This is a genomic window from Pseudomonas sp., assembly GCF_051660785.1.
Classification (GTDB): Bacteria; Pseudomonadota; Gammaproteobacteria; order Pseudomonadales; family Pseudomonadaceae; genus Aquipseudomonas.
The window spans coordinates 120,150-139,030 of sequence record NZ_JBOFQE010000073.1; the positions used below are offsets into that span (position 1 = coordinate 120,150).

General features: G+C 60.1%; 18 protein-coding genes and 1 riboswitch. Of the genes, 7 read left to right on the plus strand and 11 right to left on the minus strand.

Translation table 11 applies throughout. The features are described 5' to 3' along the window. Positions 1 to 3: 3 nt before the first annotated feature. Positions 4 to 237, minus strand: a riboswitch (cobalamin riboswitch). 156 nt (positions 238 to 393) lie between these two features. Both ACRC4F_RS19295 and ACRC4F_RS19300 read left to right on the plus strand, forming a co-directional pair. Beyond that, entirely contained in the window at positions 394 to 978 is a 585-nt protein-coding gene (locus ACRC4F_RS19295; RefSeq protein WP_438660770.1) for a hypothetical protein, read from the plus strand. A 67-nt stretch (positions 979 to 1,045) separates the two neighbouring features. Continuing rightward, entirely contained in the window at positions 1,046 to 2,359 is a 1,314-nt protein-coding gene (locus tag ACRC4F_RS19300) for a PQQ-dependent sugar dehydrogenase (RefSeq protein ID WP_438660771.1), read from the plus strand. 114 nt (positions 2,360 to 2,473) lie between these two features. On the opposite strand, the gene ACRC4F_RS19305 is transcribed toward ACRC4F_RS19300, so the two are convergent. The 6 genes from ACRC4F_RS19305 to ACRC4F_RS19330 form a co-directional block, all read right to left on the minus strand. Further along, positions 2,474 to 3,127: an O-methyltransferase gene (locus ACRC4F_RS19305; protein ID WP_438660772.1), complete on the minus strand. Its 654-nt coding sequence runs from the start codon at positions 3,125 to 3,127 to the stop codon at positions 2,474 to 2,476. Positions 3,128 to 3,149: 22 nt separating this feature from the next. Further along, positions 3,150 to 3,686, minus strand: coding sequence for a C40 family peptidase (locus tag ACRC4F_RS19310; RefSeq protein ID WP_131062204.1), 537 nt, complete (start codon positions 3,684 to 3,686; stop codon positions 3,150 to 3,152). A gap of 221 nt (positions 3,687 to 3,907) precedes the next feature. Beyond that, positions 3,908 to 4,549, minus strand: a complete 642-nt coding sequence (locus tag ACRC4F_RS19315) for a C40 family peptidase (protein ID WP_438660773.1) — start codon at positions 4,547 to 4,549, stop codon at positions 3,908 to 3,910. 213 nt (positions 4,550 to 4,762) lie between these two features. Beyond that, positions 4,763 to 5,467 carry a DnaA regulatory inactivator Hda gene (hda, locus tag ACRC4F_RS19320; RefSeq protein ID WP_010456804.1) on the minus strand — a complete coding sequence of 235 codons (705 nt, stop codon included), beginning with the start codon at positions 5,465 to 5,467 and terminating at the stop codon, positions 4,763 to 4,765. 230 nt (positions 5,468 to 5,697) lie between these two features. After that, positions 5,698 to 6,771, minus strand: a complete 1,074-nt coding sequence (locus tag ACRC4F_RS19325) for an AI-2E family transporter (RefSeq protein WP_438660774.1) — start codon at positions 6,769 to 6,771, stop codon at positions 5,698 to 5,700. A gap of 38 nt (positions 6,772 to 6,809) precedes the next feature. Next, positions 6,810 to 7,871, minus strand: coding sequence for a DUF2066 domain-containing protein (locus tag ACRC4F_RS19330; protein WP_438660775.1), 1,062 nt, complete (start codon positions 7,869 to 7,871; stop codon positions 6,810 to 6,812). A 384-nt stretch (positions 7,872 to 8,255) separates the two neighbouring features. On the opposite strand from ACRC4F_RS19330, the gene purM reads away from it, so the two are divergent. From purM to ACRC4F_RS19345, 3 genes are read left to right on the plus strand one after another with little or no spacing between them, the layout of a single operon-like run. After that, entirely contained in the window at positions 8,256 to 9,314 is a 1,059-nt protein-coding gene (purM, locus tag ACRC4F_RS19335; protein ID WP_438660776.1) for a phosphoribosylformylglycinamidine cyclo-ligase, read from the plus strand. Continuing rightward, entirely contained in the window at positions 9,314 to 9,964 is a 651-nt protein-coding gene (gene purN, locus ACRC4F_RS19340) for a phosphoribosylglycinamide formyltransferase (protein WP_438660777.1), read from the plus strand. The genes purM and purN overlap by 1 nt, the downstream gene beginning before the upstream one ends. Positions 9,965 to 9,972: 8 nt before the next feature. Continuing rightward, positions 9,973 to 10,686, plus strand: a complete 714-nt coding sequence (locus ACRC4F_RS19345; RefSeq protein ID WP_438660778.1) for a DUF3108 domain-containing protein — start codon at positions 9,973 to 9,975, stop codon at positions 10,684 to 10,686. A gap of 64 nt (positions 10,687 to 10,750) precedes the next feature. Here the strand turns inward: ACRC4F_RS19345 and ACRC4F_RS19350 are convergent, their stop codons facing one another. The 3 genes from ACRC4F_RS19350 to ACRC4F_RS19360 all read right to left on the minus strand — a co-directional run bounded on the left by ACRC4F_RS19350 (position 10,751) and on the right by ACRC4F_RS19360 (position 14,464). Continuing rightward, positions 10,751 to 11,929 carry a trans-sulfuration enzyme family protein gene (locus ACRC4F_RS19350; protein ID WP_438660779.1) on the minus strand — a complete coding sequence of 393 codons (1,179 nt, stop codon included), beginning with the start codon at positions 11,927 to 11,929 and terminating at the stop codon, positions 10,751 to 10,753. After that, entirely contained in the window at positions 11,926 to 13,302 is a 1,377-nt protein-coding gene (locus ACRC4F_RS19355; RefSeq protein ID WP_403101004.1) for a pyridoxal-phosphate dependent enzyme, read from the minus strand. The genes ACRC4F_RS19350 and ACRC4F_RS19355 overlap by 4 nt, the downstream gene beginning before the upstream one ends. Positions 13,303 to 13,450: 148 nt before the next feature. Continuing rightward, entirely contained in the window at positions 13,451 to 14,464 is a 1,014-nt protein-coding gene (locus ACRC4F_RS19360) for an amidohydrolase family protein (protein WP_438660780.1), read from the minus strand. Between the two features lie 142 nt (positions 14,465 to 14,606). Here ACRC4F_RS19360 and ACRC4F_RS19365 point away from each other — a divergent pair, with 142 nt between their 5' ends. Together ACRC4F_RS19365 and ACRC4F_RS19370 are read left to right on the plus strand one after the other, a co-directional pair. Beyond that, positions 14,607 to 15,023, plus strand: coding sequence for an OsmC family protein (locus ACRC4F_RS19365; protein WP_219095619.1), 417 nt, complete (start codon positions 14,607 to 14,609; stop codon positions 15,021 to 15,023). A 61-nt stretch (positions 15,024 to 15,084) separates the two neighbouring features. After that, positions 15,085 to 15,948, plus strand: coding sequence for a pirin family protein (locus ACRC4F_RS19370; RefSeq protein WP_438660781.1), 864 nt, complete (start codon positions 15,085 to 15,087; stop codon positions 15,946 to 15,948). Positions 15,949 to 16,124: 176 nt separating this feature from the next. Here the strand turns inward: ACRC4F_RS19370 and ACRC4F_RS19375 are convergent, their stop codons facing one another. After that, entirely contained in the window at positions 16,125 to 16,853 is a 729-nt protein-coding gene (locus ACRC4F_RS19375; RefSeq protein ID WP_438660782.1) for a dienelactone hydrolase family protein, read from the minus strand. Between the two features lie 66 nt (positions 16,854 to 16,919). Then, on the minus strand, positions 16,920 to 18,824 hold the full coding sequence (gene htpG / locus ACRC4F_RS19380) for a molecular chaperone HtpG (protein WP_438660783.1): 1,905 nt from the start codon (positions 18,822 to 18,824) through the stop codon (positions 16,920 to 16,922). Positions 18,825 to 18,881: the final 57 nt, after the last annotated feature.

An 18,881-nucleotide genomic window follows, 5' to 3' on the forward strand; every position in this document is an offset into this window, starting at 1 on the left:
TGATGCCGTTGGATGAATCAGGCCGGTCTCCGGGCTCATGAGCGGCATTTGCCGGACTGCGCGCCTTCCCATGTCGACGTTCGACACAGTGGCTCAAGGCGCAGCTTTTACTCATTTACCGTTGCGGGGGCAGCGCCGGGATCATGACTCTTCGTCGCTCGAAGATAGTCACTCACCGGCTTCCCTGTTTCACTCTGTCGACCTTCGCCACAGAGCACCTGAAACAAGCCGCGAAGGTTAGAGGGTTGGGGGTGGAGCGTCAATTGAAGACAAAGCGCGAGCGAGCGATATACTGCCGCCGGTCAATTTACTGACCCCCCAACTTGCACCACACTGCCAGCAGTGATATCAAAGCGCCACAACCCAACATCACAATTACAAAGGGTGAGCAACATGCAAGGCATGATCATCAGCAATCCGAAGCTGGAATTCCTGCGACCGGTGCTGGAACGCTGGTTTGACTGTATCGACCGCTACAACGCGGTGCGCGGCGATAACGACACGCCTTACTGGTACGACGAAAAAGCCAACCTTGGCTTGCTCTCCGCCGCAGCCTGGATGGCGGAAATGGTCACGCTGCAACAAACAACCACGCGCAAGCAGAACGAAGAAGGCGAACGCAACAGCCGCGCCGATCTGTTTATCGCCACCGCCGAAGAACGCGCCTATCTTCAGGCCACTCAACGCTGGCCGCGGGTCAATAGCCTGAACCTGACGCAGGCACTGCAGGACATTACCAGCGACGCCAAACGCATCAGCTACGCCAGCGACCTGAAACTCGGTTGCCTGTTCGTTGCGCCACAAAAAGCTCAGCAGAGCGCGACACCTGAAGAACTCCAGGACATGGTCGACGACCTGCAAAAGGAACACAGCTGCGCCGTGGCCTGGTATTTCCCGTACGCCTATCGCAAGTTGCGCAATGAAGCCGGCAACTACCATCCCGGCATCGCCGTGCTGCTCAAGGAAGCCCGCGGCTGACCGGTTGAACCATCGCGCCTCGAATCTTCTCTATGATTAGGTCAATGCATTCATAGGGAAGATCAGCATGCGCAAGCCCCAGCTCGTTCTCATCATCGCGCTCGCCGGAGGGCTCGCCGCCTGTGGTGAAACCTCCAGCTTGCAAGTCTCCGACGGCACCGGCCCGTCACCCAAGTTGCCAGAACCGAACAAGACCCTGATCCCGACGGTGAATATCGCCCCGGCGATCGGCTGGCCGGAGGGCGCGAAACCGACCGCTGCGGCGGGCACTCAAGTGGCGGCATTTGCCGAAGGACTCGATCATCCGCGCTGGCTCTACGTGCTGCCCAACGGAGATGTACTGGTGGCGGAAACCAACGCCCCACCGAAACCCGATGACGGCAAAGGCGTTAAAGGCTGGGTCATGAAGAAAGTCATGGGCCGTGCGGGCGCCGGCGTCCCCAGCCCGAATCGCATCACGCTGCTGCGGGACAAGGACCACGACGGCATCGCCGAAACCCGCACCGTGTTTCTGGAAAACCTCAATTCGCCTTTCGGCATGACCCTGGTCGGCAATGACCTGTACGTCGCCGACACCGACCGCTTGCTGCGCTTTCACTATGAAAACGGCGACACGGCGATCAAGTCGCAGCCGATAAAGGTGGTCGATCTGCCGGGTGGTACGCTGAATCACCACTGGACCAAAAACGTCATCGCCAGCAAGGACGGGAGCAAGCTGTACGTCACTGTAGGTTCCAACAGCAACGTCGGGGAAAACGGCCTGGATCAGGAAGAAGGTCGGGCGGCGATCTGGGAAGTGGATCGCGCCACCGGCAATCACCGGATCTTCGCTTCGGGGATTCGCAATCCCAACGGCCTGGCCTGGGAACCTCAGACCGGCGCGCTGTGGACGGCGGTGAATGAACGAGACGAAATCGGCAGCGATCTGGTGCCGGACTACATCACTTCAGTGAAGGACGGCGGATTTTACGGCTGGCCATTCAGTTACTACGGTCAGCACGTCGATATTCGCGTCGAACCGCAAAACCCCGACCTGGTGGCCAAGGCCATTGCGCCGGACTACGCCGTTGGCCCGCATACCGCCTCGCTGGGCTTGTCGTTTGCCGAGGGCAACACACTGCCGGCGCAGTTCAAGGAGGGCGCCTTCATTGGGCAGCACGGCTCATGGAACCGCAAGCCGCACAGTGGTTATAAAGTGATTTTCGTCCCGTTCGCAGGAGGCAAGCCGACCGGGCAACCAGTGGATGTGCTGACAGGCTTCCTCAACGAGGATGAGAAGGCCATGGGCCGGCCAGTAGGTGTGGTGATTGATCAGCAGGGTGACTTGCTGGTTGCCGATGACGTGGGGAACAAGGTGTGGCGGGTGTCGACCGCGAAGTAACGGCAACACACATCCCCTGTGGGAGCGAGCCTGCTCGCGATGAGGTCGGTACATTCAACATTGATGTTGCCTGATCTCCCGCTATCGCGAGCAGGCTCGCTCCCACAAAGGGCTTCAGCGCTTACGGCAGAGCGTGAGCCCATCCCCCAACGGCAACAACGACAGATCCACCCGAGAATCATCCTTCAAGGCGCGATTGAGCGCCTGTATGGCTCGTGTGTCTGCGCTTTCGGAATCCTTTTCAAGCACCCGCCCGCTCCACAGCGTGTTGTCGAACACCGCCAGCCCGCCGACCCGTAGCAGGCGCAGCGCATGCTCCAGATAGCCGGGGTAATTGGCTTTGTCGGCGTCAATGAAGATCAGATCGAATTGCCCCGACCGATCCAGCGTCGCGAGGGTTTCCAGCGCGGGCGCCAGACGCAGGTCAATGCGATGGGCGAGGCCAGCCTCCTGCCAGTAACGGCGTGCGATAGCGTTGTAGTCGCCGGGTATATCACAGCAGATCAGCGAACCGTCCTCGGGCAACGCAGCCGCCATGCACAATGCGCTGTAACCAGTGAACGTACCAACCTCCAGCAATCGCTTCGCGCCAATGAGTTTGACCAGTAACGCGAGGAACTGCCCCTGCTCCGGCGCCACCTGCCAGCGCGCCATGGGCAGCGCCTGGGTTTCGTCTCGCAAACGCTTGAGCAGCGGCGTTTCCCTCAGGGAAACGTCGAGCAGGTATTGATACAGGGAATCGTCGAGGTTGAGGGTGCGAGCGGTCATGACAACCTCTTCGGACAGAACGCTACGGGTTGCGTGCCAAATGCTCTGGCTGCAGAACACGCTTGGCACTCAGATAAGCCTTCTGCCAGTAAGCCTTGGACAGGCTGTCGAGCTTCACCGTGCCGCCAGTGGCCGGCGCATGAACGAAGCGGCCTTCACCGACGTAGATACCGGCATGGCTGACCTGGGAACCGCCATTGGTGGCGAAGAAGATCAAGTCACCGGTTTGCAGCCCTTCCTTGCCGACATTGGCCGCCTGCATGCTGATCATCTCGCGGGTGGTACGCGGCAGGGAAATGCCGGTGACATCACGGTAGACGTAGCCGATCAGGCCGCTGCAATCGAAGCCTGAATCCGGTGTGTTACCACCCCAACGATACGGCGTTCCCACCAGGCCGAGCGCGCGGAACAGCACGTCTTCTGCCTCGGGGGAAAAGGGTTGCGGGTTACCGAAAACAATGGGCGCGCGAACCACCGGCGCGGGCGGCGGTGTGCGACTGGCGCAGGCGCTGAGCAGGGCTGCGAAGAGCATGATGGTGAGGCGGGCCGACATCGTCATTAGCAGAACATCCTGATCTGGCTGCGGCTTTTTCTGCCGGGAAGACAGAAAAGAAAACCGCCTGCGCAGGACGCAGGCGGTTTGCCATCAATAATAGATCAGGATTCTAGCGGCTATCGGCCAAACTTCAAGTAAGACTTTAAGTTCGCCTTACAAACTGTCCGCCTACTGCTTTGCGCAGGGGCTTTTTGTCGCCACTGATGTGGCGACAGACTGAAGATTTACTTGCGGGCGGTGACCACGGTCGGGGCCATCGCGAGTGCGCGCTTGGCTTCGATGAAGGTCTTGCTCCAGTAGCTGTCGCCCAGGCTATCGACCCGGACACCACCGCTTTTGCGGCTGCTGGAGTGGATGAACTGGTTATCGCCCAGGTAGATCCCGGCGTGACTGACACGACCGCGACGACCATTGGTGGCGAAGAACAGCAGGTCACCCGGCTTGAGCGCACTACGAGCAACCAGCGGCGCGTCCACGTTGATCATTTCGCGGGTGGAGCGCGGCAGGTTCATGCCGGCTTCTTCACGAAACAGATAACCGATGAAACCGCTGCAATCAAAGCCGGCCTCGGAAGTGCCGCCGAAACGGTAACGGGTACCGATCAGGGACATGCCACGTTCGAGGATGCTGTCGGCCAGAACCGGAAGCTGGTACGACTTGCCATCGGCGAAGTTTGCCAGTTCTTTATCGGTGGCCACGCTGTCCTGGTAAAGATCTTCCTGGAAAAGAACGGAAGAGGACTGGGCGGTAACGGAATTCTTGACCTGTTGTTGTTGCTCTTGCTGGGTCACTGGAGAGTGGGCAGCGCAACCGAACAACAGGGTAACGAGTGCGAGAGGCACGAGGGGTGCGAAGCGCTTTAGCATGGGCACGACCGTGGCTGATAGTGGGTAAAGAGCCGCGACTATGCCCGCTATCATCCTCATTTGCAAATTCAATCGAACTTTATGTGACTTCCCGGTTCCGCGTTTACATCTAAGCGCTTAAGCCCCTTTTAGACGCCTGCGCGGCCTACAACGTGTAGGAAAGCGGATTTTCTGACGCCTGAAATATGCCAGAAACCCCGCCAGGCTTGAGTTTTACCAGCCCAAGGTTTCTTTCAGGAAGGGGATTGTCAGCTTGCGCTGGGCTTGAAGGGAGGCCTGATCGAGACGTTCAAGCAGTTCGAAAAGTGCGCTCATGCTGCGGGTACCGCGAGTCAAGATAAAGTGCCCGACTTCATCGGTCAGGTGCAGGCCGCGACGGGAAGCACGCAGTTGCAACGCACGCAACTTGTCCTCGTCGGAGAGCGGACGCATCTGAAAGATCAGTGCCAGGGTCAGGCGCGATTTCAAGTCAGCCAGCTTCACCGGCAGTTCACGTGGCGAGGTCGATGCAGCAATCAGCAGGCGCCGACCGCTGTCGCGCAGACGGTTGAACAGATGAAACAGCGCCTCTTCCCAATCCGCCCGGCCGGCGACCGCCTGCAAATCATCCAGGCAGACCAGTTCGTATTGTTCAAGGTTGTCGAGAATGGAGATACCGCGATCCAGCAGCTCGGCCAATGGCAGATACACCGCCGGCTCCCCCAGTTGCTCGAAGCGCAGGCAGGCCGCCTGTAACAAGTGCGTACGCCCTACCCCGTCCTTGCCCCACAGATAAATCAGGCTTTCGGTCCAGCCGGCGTCGGCTTCGCATAGCCGCTCGACATAGCCGAGTGCAGCGGCATTGGCGCCTGGGTAGTAATTGATAAAGGTAGCGTCATCACGCAGACGCACACCTAGGGGCAGCTGAATCGGTTTCATGCTGACTGAACAGTTCCAAAGGAACCGTTAGTGGCCTCTGTGTAAAGTTTGCGAAGTTTATACCCGTGAGGCGGGTCGCACAATGCGACAGACCACAAGCAAAATCAAAGGTTTGCGTTAACGCCCTGGTTTCATGACAGTTTCTTTGGCGGTGCATGTGACAGCAGCGCGGGGGATACGGGCCAACCCGGCATGAAACCAGGCCGCCCGTCGTCAGACTTTAACGACCCTTAAAGCTCAGGTTCATCGACACCACTATAGATGTCGGAATCTTTATACAAATCATGCACATGGCGCACCAGCACCATGATCACCGCCGCCACTGGCAATGCCAGCAACACGCCGGTAAAGCCGAACAGCTCACCACCCGCCAGAATGGCGAAGATCACCGCCACCGGGTGCAGACCGATACGATCGCCCACCAGCAAGGGAGTCAGCACCATGCCTTCCAGTGCCTGCCCGACCATGAACACCGCGACAATACCGATCATGGGATACAGATCGCCACCGAACTGGAACAGGCCGGCAATCAACGCCGCACCAATGCCGATGACAAAGCCCATGTACGGCACAATGGCCGCCAGACCCGCGATCAGGCCGATCAACAGCCCCAGTTCCAGACCCACCAGCATCAAGCCTGCGGCGTAGATCACCCCCAACGCCACCATCACCAGCAACTGCCCGCGAACGAATGCCCCCAGCACTTCATGGCATTCACCGGCCAGAGTCACGATGCGCCCTTCGTTTTCACGGGGCAGCAGGCTGCGGACTTTAGCCATCATCACGTCCCAGTCCCGCAGCAGGTAGAAACTCACCACCGGGATCAGCACCAGATTCGCCAGCCAACCAATCAACGCCAGCCCGGAAGCCGTCGCCTGACTCAGCACCACACCAACGATGTCGGTGGTCTGACCCATGTGTTCGCTGATCGCCGCCTTGACCTTGTCGAACTTCCAGAAATTATCCGACAGTCCGAATTTCGATTGCGCCCACGGCAGTGCAGTGTGCTGCAGCCAGTCAAGCATCTGCGGCGCCAGCTCATACAAGCGAAACAGTTGCTTGGCGAGCATCGGCACCAACACCAGCAACAATGTCGTGAAGATCAGGGTGAACAGTGCGAACACCGCCACCACGCCCCAGGTGCGTGACAGACCAGCCCTTTCCAGCCGATCCACCAGCGGGTCGAACAGATAGGCCAGCAGCAACGCGACCAGAAAAGGCGTCAGGATCGGATGCAACAACCAGACAAACACGCAGAGTAAAACCACCCCACCCAACCAGAACCAACGCCGCGTATCGGCCATTTACCGCTCCATATGCTTCTATATAAAGAAAGAAAACCTTACCAACGGAATCGCAACTGCGGCACCGGTGCAGGGGTTGGCGCAACCACAGGCGCCGAACCCTCGGCCGCCGGCTGTACAGGCGCCGTGGGTGCGGGGGCCTCACCGGCCGGAACCTCCTGCAACTTCGCCAGGGAAAGCTGCGAGCGTAACTGCTCGGCGCTGCCATTGACCCGATAAAGAATGCGCTCGCCATCAACGGTTTGCAGGCGCGCCCCAAAAGGCTCCAGCAAACGCCCAAGGGCGGCGTAGCGTTCCAGGTTCATGCCCTGCACTTCCAGCAATTGTTCGCCCGAAGCGCCCGGTTTGACCACAAACCGTGGCGCCAGACGCTGACTCACCGCCAGCATCACTGCGTCAGCCACCGCAGCCTGGTCCGCGCCCTGCACGCTACCCGCCTCCTTCTTGTCGCCCAGCCACAAATTCCACTTGGCCTGCCACTGCCCGCCCTCTTCCCGGGCATGCACCGCGAGCAAGGCGTCAGCGTTGTAACGATCCGAGGCAGCGCGCAACGGCGTGGCATCCGTTCCTTCAAGCGTCGGCGCCGTAGCGACCAGCTGCTCACTCAAATCTGCCAGCGGCAAACGCAGCGGCAGACCGCGGTGCTGTGCCGCACGGCGCAACGGCGCGGCGCTGGCCTGGCCATCGCCCACCAGGCTCGAACCCTCGGCGGAGTCATTCAGCCACCAGCTCAGGATCGACGGCCGATTCGCCCCCCACAAAGACAACCCGGCGCGGCGCAAGGCTTGCTCGGTGGTGCCCGGGTCGAAATCGACTTTCAGCACCTCCGGCGGGCCTGCCTCAAAACCGTATTGACTGATGATCTGTTGCGGGTCTTTGCGCAACGCCGCCAACCCCGGACTTTGCACAGCCTTGGGGTCGCCGGTCAGGCGCAACACCAGCGTGTCCAGCGCGCGCTGGGTCGCCTGATCGCGTTCCTCGGCCGACTGACTGCTGACAGGTTCGCGCACTTGATACAGGCCTTTGACGGTTTCGGCCTGACTTGCCAGGCTGACCAGGGACAAACAGCCTGCAAATAAAAATCCGGAAAAAAAACGCATGGAAGATTCCTGACGACGAGAGCGGCTGGAACAGACCGCATGAAGATGATCGGGCAAGGCTGTGACCACGTCCCTGCGCAAAACATTCACCACGATCCGACTAAGTTTTCGCACTGTCATAACGATAGACGGTTAATCGCGATACCTTATACAGCCATCGGGGACGCGACCAACACGGGCATTAACGGTTTTTTTCGGCCGATATGCCCCTGCCGTCGGCGTGAGGATGGCCGCTGCCCCTCAAGCCTGATAAAATCGCGCGCCTTCGCAGACCGGCAACAGCCGGGCAGTGTCGGAACAGCGCGCAAGGCTTTCGCCTACGCCGTCTCGACGGCCCCACTGGACTCGGTCGTTACCCCTGAATCCCCCCTAAAGGCCTGGATCATGAGCAAGCAACCCTCCCTGAGCTACAAGGACGCCGGTGTAGACATCGACGCCGGTGAAGCATTGGTCGAACGCATCAAGAGCGTCGCCAAGCGCACTGCGCGCCCGGAAGTCATGGGCGGCCTGGGCGGTTTCGGCGCCCTCTGCGAAATCCCGGCCGGCTACAAGCAGCCTGTGCTGGTTTCCGGCACTGACGGCGTCGGCACCAAGCTGCGCCTGGCACTGAACCTGAACAAGCACGACAGCATCGGCATCGACCTGGTGGCCATGTGCGTGAACGACCTGGTGGTCTGCGGCGCCGAGCCGCTGTTCTTCCTCGACTACTACGCCACCGGCAAGCTCAACGTCGAAACCGCGACCCAGGTCGTGACCGGCATCGGCGCTGGCTGTGAATTGTCCGGCTGCTCCCTGGTCGGCGGCGAAACCGCTGAAATGCCTGGCATGTACGAAGGCGAAGACTACGACCTGGCCGGCTTCTGCGTCGGCGTCGTGGAAAAATCCGAGATCATCGACGGCTCCAAAGTCGCTGCCGGCGATGCCCTGCTCGCCCTGCCGTCTTCCGGCCCGCACTCCAACGGCTACTCGCTGATCCGCAAGATCATCGAAGTGTCCGGTGCCGACATCGAAAACATCCAGCTCGACGGCAAACCGCTGACCGACCTGCTGATGGCCCCGACCCGCATCTACGTGAAGCCGTTGCTCAAGCTGATCAAGGACACCGGCGCCGTCAAAGCCATGGCCCACATCACCGGTGGCGGCCTGCTGGACAACATCCCGCGCGTTCTGCCAAAAGGCGCCCAAGCGGTGGTTGACGTTGCAAGCTGGACTCGTCCTGCCGTGTTCGACTGGCTGCAAGAGAAAGGCAACGTCGACGAAAACGAAATGCACCGCGTGCTGAACTGCGGCGTCGGCATGGTGATCTGCGTGGCTCAAGAGCACGTTGAAACTGCGCTGAACGTCCTGCGTGAAGCCGGCGAGCAGCCTTGGGTCATCGGTCAGATCGCCATCGCTGCCGAAGGCGCAGCTCAGGTTGAACTGAAGAACCTCAAGGCTCATTGATGTCCCAGACCTGTGATGTGGTGGTGCTGTTGTCCGGCACCGGCAGTAACTTGCAGGCCTTGATCGACAGCACGCGGACCGGCGACAGCCCGGTCCGCATCGCCGCGGTGATTTCCAACCGCGCCGACGCTTACGGCCTGCAACGCGCCAGGGACGCGGGTATCGACACCCGCTCCCTGGATCACAAGGCCTTCGAAGGCCGCGAAGCCTTCGATACCGCGCTGATCGAACTGATCGACGCCTTCAACCCCAAACTCGTGGTACTGGCCGGTTTCATGCGCATTCTCAGCGCTGACTTCGTGCGCCACTACGCGGGTCGCCTGCTCAACATCCATCCTTCGCTGCTGCCCAAATACAAAGGGTTACACACTCATCAGCGCGCGCTGGAGGCCGGCGACACGGAACACGGCTGCTCCGTGCACTTCGTCACCGAGGAACTCGATGGCGGACCACTGGTCGTACAGGCAGTAATACCGGTAGAGTTGCACGATTCGCCGCAGAGTCTGGCGCAGCGGGTCCACGTTCAGGAACACCTGATTTACCCGATGGCCGTACGCTGGTTTGCCGAAGGTCGTTTATCGCTCGGTGAACAAGGTGCTTTACTGGATGGAAAGTTACTCGCGGCCAGCGGCCACTTGATTCGAACCTAGGAGATTTTATGCGTCGCGCCCTGCTCTTCGCTTGCGCTCTGCTCGCCCTGCCGTTTGCGCAGGCTGCAGAACTTCAACCTTTCTCCGCCAGCTACACCGCCGACTGGAAACAGCTGCCCATGAGCGGCACAGCCGAGCGCAGCCTGACCAAGCAAGCCAACGGTGTCTGGAAGCTCAGCTTCAAGGCCTCGATGATGATCGCCAGCCTGACCGAAGAAAGCACCCTGACCCTGGACAAGGACACGCTGCTGCCACAGTCCTACCACTTCGAACGCGGTGGTCTGGGTAAAGCCAAGAAAGCGGACCTGGACTTCGACTGGACCAACAAAATGGTCACCGGCACCGATCGCGGTGACGCGGTCAAGATCCCGCTCAATCGCGGCATGGTCGACAAATCCACGTACCAGCTGGCCCTGCAGCACGACGTGGCCGCCGGCAAGAAAAGCATGAGCTATCAGGTTGTTGACGATGGCGAAGTCGATACCTATGACTTCCGCGTGCTGGGTTCGGAAAAAGTCGACACCAAGGCCGGTCAGATCGATGCGATCAAGGTCGAGCGCGTGCGCGACCCGACACAAAGCAAGCGCATCACCGTACTGTGGTTCGCCAAGGACTGGGATTACCTGCTGGTCCGCCTGCAACAGGTCGAAACCGACGGCAAGGAGTACAACATCATGCTTCTCGACGGCAAGGTCAACGGCAAGACTGTCAAAGGCAGCTGATCCGGATCGACACAAGAATCCGGAATCCGACAAGGATTCCGGATTTTTTTATGCCTGCTGAAAGTTAAATCCGCGCCAGCGCCTGGGCCAGATCGGCGCGCAGGTCTTCGACGTCCTCGACCCCCACGGACAAACGCACCAGCGCATCACCAATGCCGAGTTGTGCGCGGGTGTCTGCCGGGATGGTGGCGTGGGTCATGATCGCCGGGTGCTCGATCAGGCTTTCCACCCCGCCCAGACTCTCGGCCAGGGCGAAGATCTGCACACTTTCAAGAAAACGTCTGGCACCGGCCAGGTCGCTGTTCAGGTCGAGGGAAATCATCCCGCCGAATCCACGCATCTGCTGCCGTGCCAATTCGTGCTGCGGGTGTGACGGCAGGCCCGGATAGTAGACGCGCGCCACCTGCGGCTGACGCTCCAGCCATTGCGCCAGCTCCAGCGCGTTGCTGCAATGGCGCTCCATGCGCAACGCCAGGGTCTTCACCCCACGCAAGGTAAGGAACGCGTCGAACGGCCCGGCGATGGCACCTACCGCATTCTGCAAAAAGCCCAGGCGCTCGGCCAGTTCGGCGTTTTGCCCCACCACCGCGATGCCGCCGATCACGTCAGAGTGGCCGTTCAGGTACTTGGTCGTCGAGTGCACCACGATATCGAAACCCAGCTCCAGCGGGCGCTGAATCCACGGGCTGGCAAAGGTGTTGTCGGCCACACAGAGGATGCCTCGCTCACGACAGATGCGCGCAATGGCGGCCAGATCAGAAAGGCGCAGCAAAGGATTGCTCGGCGTCTCGACACAGACCATCCGCGTGTCGTCCTGCAACGCCGCTTCGAAGGCCGACAGGTCGGTCAGGTCGACGTAGCTGAAACGATGCCCGGCACTGCGCTGACGCACCTTGTCGAACAGTCGGAATGTTCCGCCGTACAGGTCGTTGCCAGAGACGATGTGCGCGTTGGCGTCGAGCAGCTCCAGCACGGTGGAAATCGCCGCCAGCCCGGAGGCAAAGGCGAACGCCCGGGTCCCGCCCTCAAGGTCCGCCACGCAACGTTCCAGTGCAAAGCGCGTCGGGTTGTGCGAGCGTCCATAGTCGAGGCCCTTGTGCACGCCGGGGCTCTGCTGCAAATACGTGGAGTTGGCATAAATCGGCGGCATCAGCGCCCCGGTGGAAGGATCCGGCGTCTGTCCGGCATGGATCACACGGGTGCCAAAGGCACGTGGCGCGCCGGATTCATCGTGCTGACTCATGAAAGGGATCTCCGTAAGTGATTGAGCATGTCGACTCGCGTAATCAAGCCGTGGAAGCCCGAGGCATCGGCGATGATCGCCACCAGCCCGCGATCGAGCTCCGCCTGCAGTTCCGCCAGACTGGCGTCAGCCGGCAGGGTTTGCAACTTGTCCGTCATCGCGCTGGCCACGGGCATGCGCAAGTGCGAAGCGTCCTGATGCACGCCCAGCAGGATATCGGACTCGTCGATCACGCCGATCAGCCGCTTTCCGTCCGCCAGCACCGGCAGTTGCGAGACATCCGCCAGGCGCATGCGCTGGAAGGCCGTGAGCAGCGTGTCGTCGGGACCGACGCTGATCACGCGGCCATCCTCGAAGCGCCGCGCGATCAGGTCGCGCAGATCGCCGTAGCGCTTGTATTGCAGCAAGCCCTGATCGTTCATCCACTGGTCGTTGTAGACCTTCGACAGGTAGCGGGTGCCGGTGTCGCAGACGAAGCTGACCACCCGTTTCGGTTCGGTCTGCTCGCGACAGTAACGCAGGGCCGCTGCCAGCAATGTGCCGGTCGAGGAACCGCCGAGAATGCCTTCGGCGCGCAGCAACTGGCGGGCATGATCGAAGCTTTCCTCGTCGCTGATCGAATAGGCGTGGCGCACGCTGGAAAGATCGGCAATCGACGGAATGAAATCTTCACCGATGCCCTCCACCGCCCATGAACCGGCCTTGCCGAGGGTGCCGCTGCGACTGTATTCGGCCATCACCGAACCGACCGGATCGGCCAGCACCATTTCCAGGTTCGGCTGCACGCGCTGGAAGAAGCGCGTCAGCCCGGTCAGCGTGCCGGCCGAACCGACGCCGACGACGATGGCGTCCAGGTCATGCTGGGTCTGCGCCCAGATCTCCGGCGCGGTGCTGCACTCGTGGGCCAGCGGGTTGGCCGGGTTGTTGAATTGATCAGCGAAGAACGCGTCAGGAATTTCCTGCGCCAGCCGCGCCGCCACATCCTGATAGTAATCGGGATGGCCCTTGCCGACGTCGGACCGGGTGATGTGCACCTCGGCGCCCATGGCCTTGAGGTGCAAGACCTTCTCGGTGGACATTTTGTCCGGCACCACCAGCACCACTCGATAACCTTTCGCACGGCCGACCAGGGCCAGGCCAAGGCCGGTGTTGCCGGCCGTGGCTTCGACGATGGTGCCGCCGGGTTGCAGACGGCCATCGCGTTCGGCGGCGTCGATCATCGCCAGCCCGATGCGGTCCTTGATCGAACCGCCGGGGTTCTGTGATTCGAGTTTGAGAAAAAGCGTGCACGGGCCGGTATCGAAGCGGCTGACGCGCACCAGCGGGGTATTGCCGATCAGTTCAAGCACGGCAGGGCGGGAGTCGTTTGGCATGTCGTAACCTCGCTGCGAGAATCCGCACTGGATGGACAGCGGCTTGCGGCGAGTCATCGCGCGCCTGTCGCCAGGAATGCCTCGCTTGGAACATAGGCAGGGATTGCACCATCCGCAACCATCCACAGCCAATCGGTCGCCTGGCGCTTTAACGGTTGCGCGGCAGAATCGACAGGAAATTGTCCCGTGCCACTTTCCTCGCAACCTGCTCAGGCAAGGCGTCGAGAAACGGATCGAAGCTGCGCATTTCCTTACCGAGCTTGTTGAAACGTCCCACCACATCGGAGCCGAGCATGAAGCGATCCGGGAAGCGCTCCACCAGTTTCAACCACGCTTGCGAGGGTTTGCCCTGGGCATCCAGCAAGTAAGGCGTGAGCATGCTCCAGGACAGGTCGATGTACAGATTGGGGTAAGCCTCGAGCATTCGGCTCAAGGTCGGCAACAGAAAATCCAGCTGGGTCTGATGCCGATGGACTTCAGCGCTGGTGCCTGCGTGAGCCCAAATGAATCGCGTGTGCGGATGATTGCGCAGCGGCTCCTCGACTTCCGACAGGTACAGCGGATTTTTCTCACGCTTGGAGGTGATGTTGGAGTGCAGCATCACCGGCAAGTCGTTCTCGGCCGCGAGGTGATAGATCCGCGTCATCGCTTCGTTGTTGGCCCGTGGCGTGTCGCCGGAGGTCAGCGCCGTCAGGTCATCATGCCGGGTAAACACTTCGCCGATCCCCTGCCATAACCCCGGATTGAGGTCGAGCATGCGCTGGATGTGCGTCGCGGAGTTTTTGTCGTTGGGATTAAAGCCCGACAGGAACGGGTGAAAACGCTGCCGCTGTGCAGGCGTCAGCTTGTTCACCGCCGCCGCGACGATCACATCCGTCGCGCTGTACCAATAGGCATCGGCGTCATCACCGGCGTAATAGCGTGGGCGCTTCGGTTCGTCTTCGTGCCATTTCTTCGCCACCGGGATACCGGAAATCATCACATGCTCGATGGCATTGTCGTCCATGGCCTTGAGCAGTTTCGGCATGCCCGCCGTTTCCTGGAAAAAGTCCACGTAATGCAGGTGCGCGTCGCTGTAGGCATATTCGCGTGCGTTAGCGTAAGCGCTGGTGGTTAGCGCCAACAAACAGGCAAGGCTCAAACGGAACAAGGGCACGGGCATTCTCCGGGGGCAGGAGAAACGTAGACCCGCGCACACTCGAGGCGGTTCAGCCTGTAAGAAAGTGGAACGCGCATCGGCAGGAATGCTCTATACCTTCAAGGTCTTTTTTGATCGAATGACTTTTTAGCCTGGGAGGCTTCTCATGACCGTTACCGTCAATACCGTTTCCGCCGAAGGTTTTCGCCACAGCGTCCAGATCGACGACCACGAACTCTTTGCCGATGTGCCGACGACATCTGGCGGCGAAGGCACGGCCCCTGAGCCCCACGATTACTTCGACGCGGCCCTGGGCGCCTGCAAGGCCCTGACGCTGAAGATGTACGCGAAGAAGAAAGACATTCCGCTGACCGGCGTCACGGTCGAAGTCAAACGTGACAACAGCGAAGAGCAGAAAGGCAAATACGCCCTGCACGTCAAATTGACCCTCAAGGGTGTGCTCACCGACGCTCAGCGCGACGAGCTGCACCGCGTGGCCGACCGTTGCCCGGTGCACAAGCTGATGACCAGCACGGAAGTGAGCATCGAAACCCATCTGTCCGAAGGTGCGTTCAGCCAATAGCGGCAAGGGCTGCACAAGCGGGTTATGCTCCACGCGTCACCCGCTCAGCCTGGAATGCACCATGAACACTCCGCTCGTGATCCGCCCTCGCGCCGAAGATGTCGAGGGCCAACCGATTCTGCGCCCATTGCCGTCGGCCAAATGCCGCAGCGTCGGGCCTTTCGTATTTTTCGACCACATGCTTGAAACCCGTTATCTGGCGGGCAAAGGCATGAATATCCGTCAGCATCCGCACATCGGCCTGTCCACCCTCACCTATTTGTTCGAAGGAAAAATCCAGCACAAGGACAGCCTCGGCTCCGATCAGGTGGTGGAGGCCGGTGATGTGAGCTGGATGACGGCGGGCAGCGCGATTGCCCATGTCGAGCGCACACCTGAGGCGTTGAAGGACAGTGGCTTCACGATGCACGGTTTGCAGGTTTGGCTCGCCTCTCCCAAGGAGCATGAACAGGGACCGGGCCACTACAGCCATCACCCGGCGGCGTCGTTACCGGTCAGCGATAACCTTGGCGTGAAGATCCGGATGATTGCCGGGTCAGGCTTTTGCCTGGAATCGCCGGTGCCGGTGCTTTCTCCTACGTTGTATGCGGAATTGAACCTGCAAACGGCGACCACATTGCTGATTCCGACTGAGCATGAAGAGCGGGCTTTATATGTGCTGGACGGCGAGGTGCAACTGGATGGCGAGTTGATAGAACCGCATGCGCTGGTGGTGTTGCCGGCCGGAGAGGAAATGACGCTGTTCGCCGAGAGCGACTGTCATGCGGTGCTGTTTGGTGGGGCACCGCTGGACGGGCCGCGGCGAATCAACTGGAATTTCGTGGCGAGCGATCCGGCGGCGATCGAGGAAGCGCGGCGGCGCTGGGCTGCGGGGGATTGGCCGACGGTGCCGGGGGAAAGCGAGCGGATCGAGTTGTCGCGGTAAATCCACCCCTCACCCCAGCCCTCTCCCCAATGGGGAGAGGGGGAAAGGGAGCCGATCGGGGGCTTTTCAGAACCTGAGTTCGACTCAATCTTTCAGGTCGCAATATTTCAAACATCCTCATAGATCAGTTCCCTCTCCCTCTGGGAGAGGGTTAGGGTGAGGGAAGCTTCTTGCTTTTAGCCTTTAAACACTTCATCCAGCAAGTTGTGCATCGACGCAAACGCACGCCCCGCCGTCTTCGCGTCATACATCATCTTCCCCGGCACATTGGCATGCGGATCAGTAAACGAATGCACCGCGCCACCGTAGCTCAGCAGTTGCCAATCCACGCCCGCCGCGTTCATTTCCTCTTCAAACGCCGGTAATTGATCTTTCGGCACCAGGGGGTCGGATGCACCGTGCAGCACCAGCACCGAGCCTTTGATATTTTTCGCATCGTTGACGTTTGGCGTATCCAGCGTGCCATGGAACGACACCGCCGCTTTTACCGGCGCACCCGTTCGGGCGAGCTCCAGCGCACAGCAACCACCGAAGCAGAAACCGAAGGTCGCCAGCTTCGAGTTATCGACCGCAGCTTCGCCCTGCCCTTGCAACTGTTCGAACGCCGCCTGCATGCGCTTGCGCAGCAAGGCGCGGTCGTTCTTTAGCGGCATCATCGCTGCACCGGCCTCGTCGGCGTTCTGTGGTCGCACCGTCTGACCGTACAGGTCCGCGATCAACACCACATAACCCTTGGCCGCCACCGACTTGGCAATCTCCTCGGCACCGGCGCTGACACCCATCCAGTTCGGCGCCATCAACAGTCCCGGGCGTGGGCCTTTGTGGTCGGCATCGAACGCCAGACGGCTTTCATACGACTGGCCATCAATCTGATAAGCGACGGAACGAACAGTGATTTGGCTCATGACTAACTCCCAGTAAAAGACACCAGAATGAAAAAACCCGCCGAAGCGGGTTTTTGTACAACTCAGTTAAACCGACAGTTCAACCAGCAGCTTGTTGAGGCGGCGCACATACGCGGCCGGGTCTTTCAAGCTGTCGCCGGCCGCCAGGGCCGCCTGATCGAAGAGGATGTGCGACAGGTCGCCGAAGCGTTCGTCGCTCTGCTCGTTGTCGAGCTTCTCGATCAGCGGGTGAGCCGGGTTGAATTCGAAGATCGGCTTCGAATCCGGAACCTTCTGACCGCTGGCTTCGAGGATCTGACGCATCTGCATGCCCAGGTCCTGCTCGCCGATGGCCAGGATCGCCGGGGAATCGGTCAGGCGGTGGGAAACCCGTACTTCGGCAACGGAATCGCCCAGCGCGGTTTTCAGACGCTCAACCAGGCCTTCTTTGGACTTGGCGACTTCTTCCGCGGCTTTCTTGTCCTCTTCCGAGTCCAGGTTGCCGAGGTCCAGGTCACCGCGTGCCACGTCGACAAAGCTCTTGCCGTCGAAGTCGCTGAGGTAGCTCATCAGCCACTCGTCGATGCGGTCGGTCAGCAGCAGCACTTCGATGCCTTTCTTGCGGAAGACTTCCAGGTGCGGGCTGTTTTTGACTTGCGCGTAGGTTTCGCCGGTCAGGTAGTAAATCTTGTCCTGACCTTCCTTGGCGCGAGCCAGGTACTCGGCCAGACCCACCACTTGCTCGCCTTCTTCGCCCTGAGTGGAGGCGAAACGCAGCAGGCCAGCGATTTTCTCTTTGTTGGCGAAGTCTTCTGCCGGGCCTTCTTTCATGACCTGGCCGAAGTTTTTCCAGAAGCCTTTGTATTGCTCAGGCTCGTTCTTCGCCAGTTTTTCCAGCATGTCCAGAACACGCTTGGTCAGCGCCGACTTCATGGAGTCGATGATCGGGTCTTTCTGCAGGATTTCCCGCGACACGTTCAGCGACAGGTCGTTGGAATCGACCACACCTTTGATGAAGCGCAGGTACAACGGCAGGAACGACTCGGCCTGGTCCATGACGAACACGCGCTGAACGTACAGCTTCAGGCCTTTCGGCGCTTCACGCTGGTACAGGTCGAACGGAGCACGGGTCGGCACGTACAGCAGCGAGCTGTATTCGAGCTTGCCTTCGACCTTGTTGTGGCTCCAGCTCAGCGGGTTTTCGAAATCGTGAGCGATGTGTTTGTAGAACTCCTGGTATTCCTCGTCCTTGATCTCGGTGCGAGGACGGGTCCACAGGGCGCTGGCGCGGTTGACGGTTTCCCATTCAACGGCTGGCTGCTCTTCGCCTTCAACGGCTGCCACTTCTTTCGGCAACTCGATCGGCAAAGCGATGTGGTCGGAGTACTTCTTGATAATGTTGCGCAGACGCCAGCCATCGGCGAATTCGTCTTCACCGGATTTCAGGTGCAGGACGATACGGGTGCCGCGTTCGGCTTTCTCGACGGTGGCAACTTCAAAATCGCCTTCGCCCTTGGACGACCAGTGCACGCCTTCGCTGGCGGCAGCACCGGCACGACGGCTGAACACGTCGACTTTGTCGGCCACGATGAAGGCCGAGTAGAAACCGACACCGAACTGACCGATCAGGTGCGAGTCTTTTTTCTGATCGCCAGACAGGTGTTTCATGAAGTCGGCAGTGCCGGATTTGGCGATCGTGCCCAAGTGGGTGATCGCGTCTTCACGGCTCATGCCGATGCCGTTGTCTTCGAGGGTGACGGTTTTGGCGTCTTTGTCGAAGCTCACACGGATTTTCAGTTCAGCGCCACCTTCCAGCAACTCAGGCTTGGACAGGGCTTCGAAACGTAATTTGTCGACAGCGTCAGAGGCGTTCGAGATCAATTCGCGAAGGAAAATTTCCTTGTTGGAATACAGCGAATGGATCATGAGGTGCAGCAGTTGCTTCACCTCGGTCTGGAAGCCCAGGGTTTCCTTTTGAGTTTCCACACTCATGGTCATCAAACTCCAATCAGATGGCAGTGGCCGCGACCTGAAGGGTCGGCGGCGGGT

Excerpts from the sequence above, each read along its gene's own strand:
- purM (WP_438660776.1), top strand. The coding sequence starts at position 8,256 with ATGAGCAAGCAACCCTCCCTGAGCTACAAGGACGCCGGTGTAGACATC.
- ACRC4F_RS19350 (WP_438660779.1), bottom strand. The coding sequence starts at position 11,929 with ATGAGTCAGCACGATGAATCCGGCGCGCCACGTGCCTTTGGCACCCGT.
- ACRC4F_RS19355 (WP_403101004.1), bottom strand. The coding sequence starts at position 13,302 with ATGCCAAACGACTCCCGCCCTGCCGTGCTTGAACTGATCGGCAATACC.
- ACRC4F_RS19295 (WP_438660770.1), top strand. The coding sequence starts at position 394 with ATGCAAGGCATGATCATCAGCAATCCGAAGCTGGAATTCCTGCGACCG.
- hda (WP_010456804.1), bottom strand. The coding sequence starts at position 5,467 with ATGAAACCGATTCAGCTGCCCCTAGGTGTGCGTCTGCGTGATGACGCT.
- ACRC4F_RS19310 (WP_131062204.1), bottom strand. The coding sequence starts at position 3,686 with ATGACGATGTCGGCCCGCCTCACCATCATGCTCTTCGCAGCCCTGCTC.
- ACRC4F_RS19345 (WP_438660778.1), top strand. The coding sequence starts at position 9,973 with ATGCGTCGCGCCCTGCTCTTCGCTTGCGCTCTGCTCGCCCTGCCGTTT.
- htpG (WP_438660783.1), bottom strand. The coding sequence starts at position 18,824 with ATGAGTGTGGAAACTCAAAAGGAAACCCTGGGCTTCCAGACCGAGGTG.
- ACRC4F_RS19375 (WP_438660782.1), bottom strand. The coding sequence starts at position 16,853 with ATGAGCCAAATCACTGTTCGTTCCGTCGCTTATCAGATTGATGGCCAG.
- ACRC4F_RS19330 (WP_438660775.1), bottom strand. The coding sequence starts at position 7,871 with ATGCGTTTTTTTTCCGGATTTTTATTTGCAGGCTGTTTGTCCCTGGTC.
- purN (WP_438660777.1), top strand. The coding sequence starts at position 9,314 with ATGTCCCAGACCTGTGATGTGGTGGTGCTGTTGTCCGGCACCGGCAGT.
- ACRC4F_RS19325 (WP_438660774.1), bottom strand. The coding sequence starts at position 6,771 with ATGGCCGATACGCGGCGTTGGTTCTGGTTGGGTGGGGTGGTTTTACTC.
- ACRC4F_RS19305 (WP_438660772.1), bottom strand. The coding sequence starts at position 3,127 with ATGACCGCTCGCACCCTCAACCTCGACGATTCCCTGTATCAATACCTG.
- ACRC4F_RS19365 (WP_219095619.1), top strand. The coding sequence starts at position 14,607 with ATGACCGTTACCGTCAATACCGTTTCCGCCGAAGGTTTTCGCCACAGC.
- ACRC4F_RS19315 (WP_438660773.1), bottom strand. The coding sequence starts at position 4,549 with ATGCTAAAGCGCTTCGCACCCCTCGTGCCTCTCGCACTCGTTACCCTG.
- ACRC4F_RS19300 (WP_438660771.1), top strand. The coding sequence starts at position 1,046 with ATGCGCAAGCCCCAGCTCGTTCTCATCATCGCGCTCGCCGGAGGGCTC.
- ACRC4F_RS19360 (WP_438660780.1), bottom strand. The coding sequence starts at position 14,464 with ATGCCCGTGCCCTTGTTCCGTTTGAGCCTTGCCTGTTTGTTGGCGCTA.
- ACRC4F_RS19370 (WP_438660781.1), top strand. The coding sequence starts at position 15,085 with ATGAACACTCCGCTCGTGATCCGCCCTCGCGCCGAAGATGTCGAGGGC.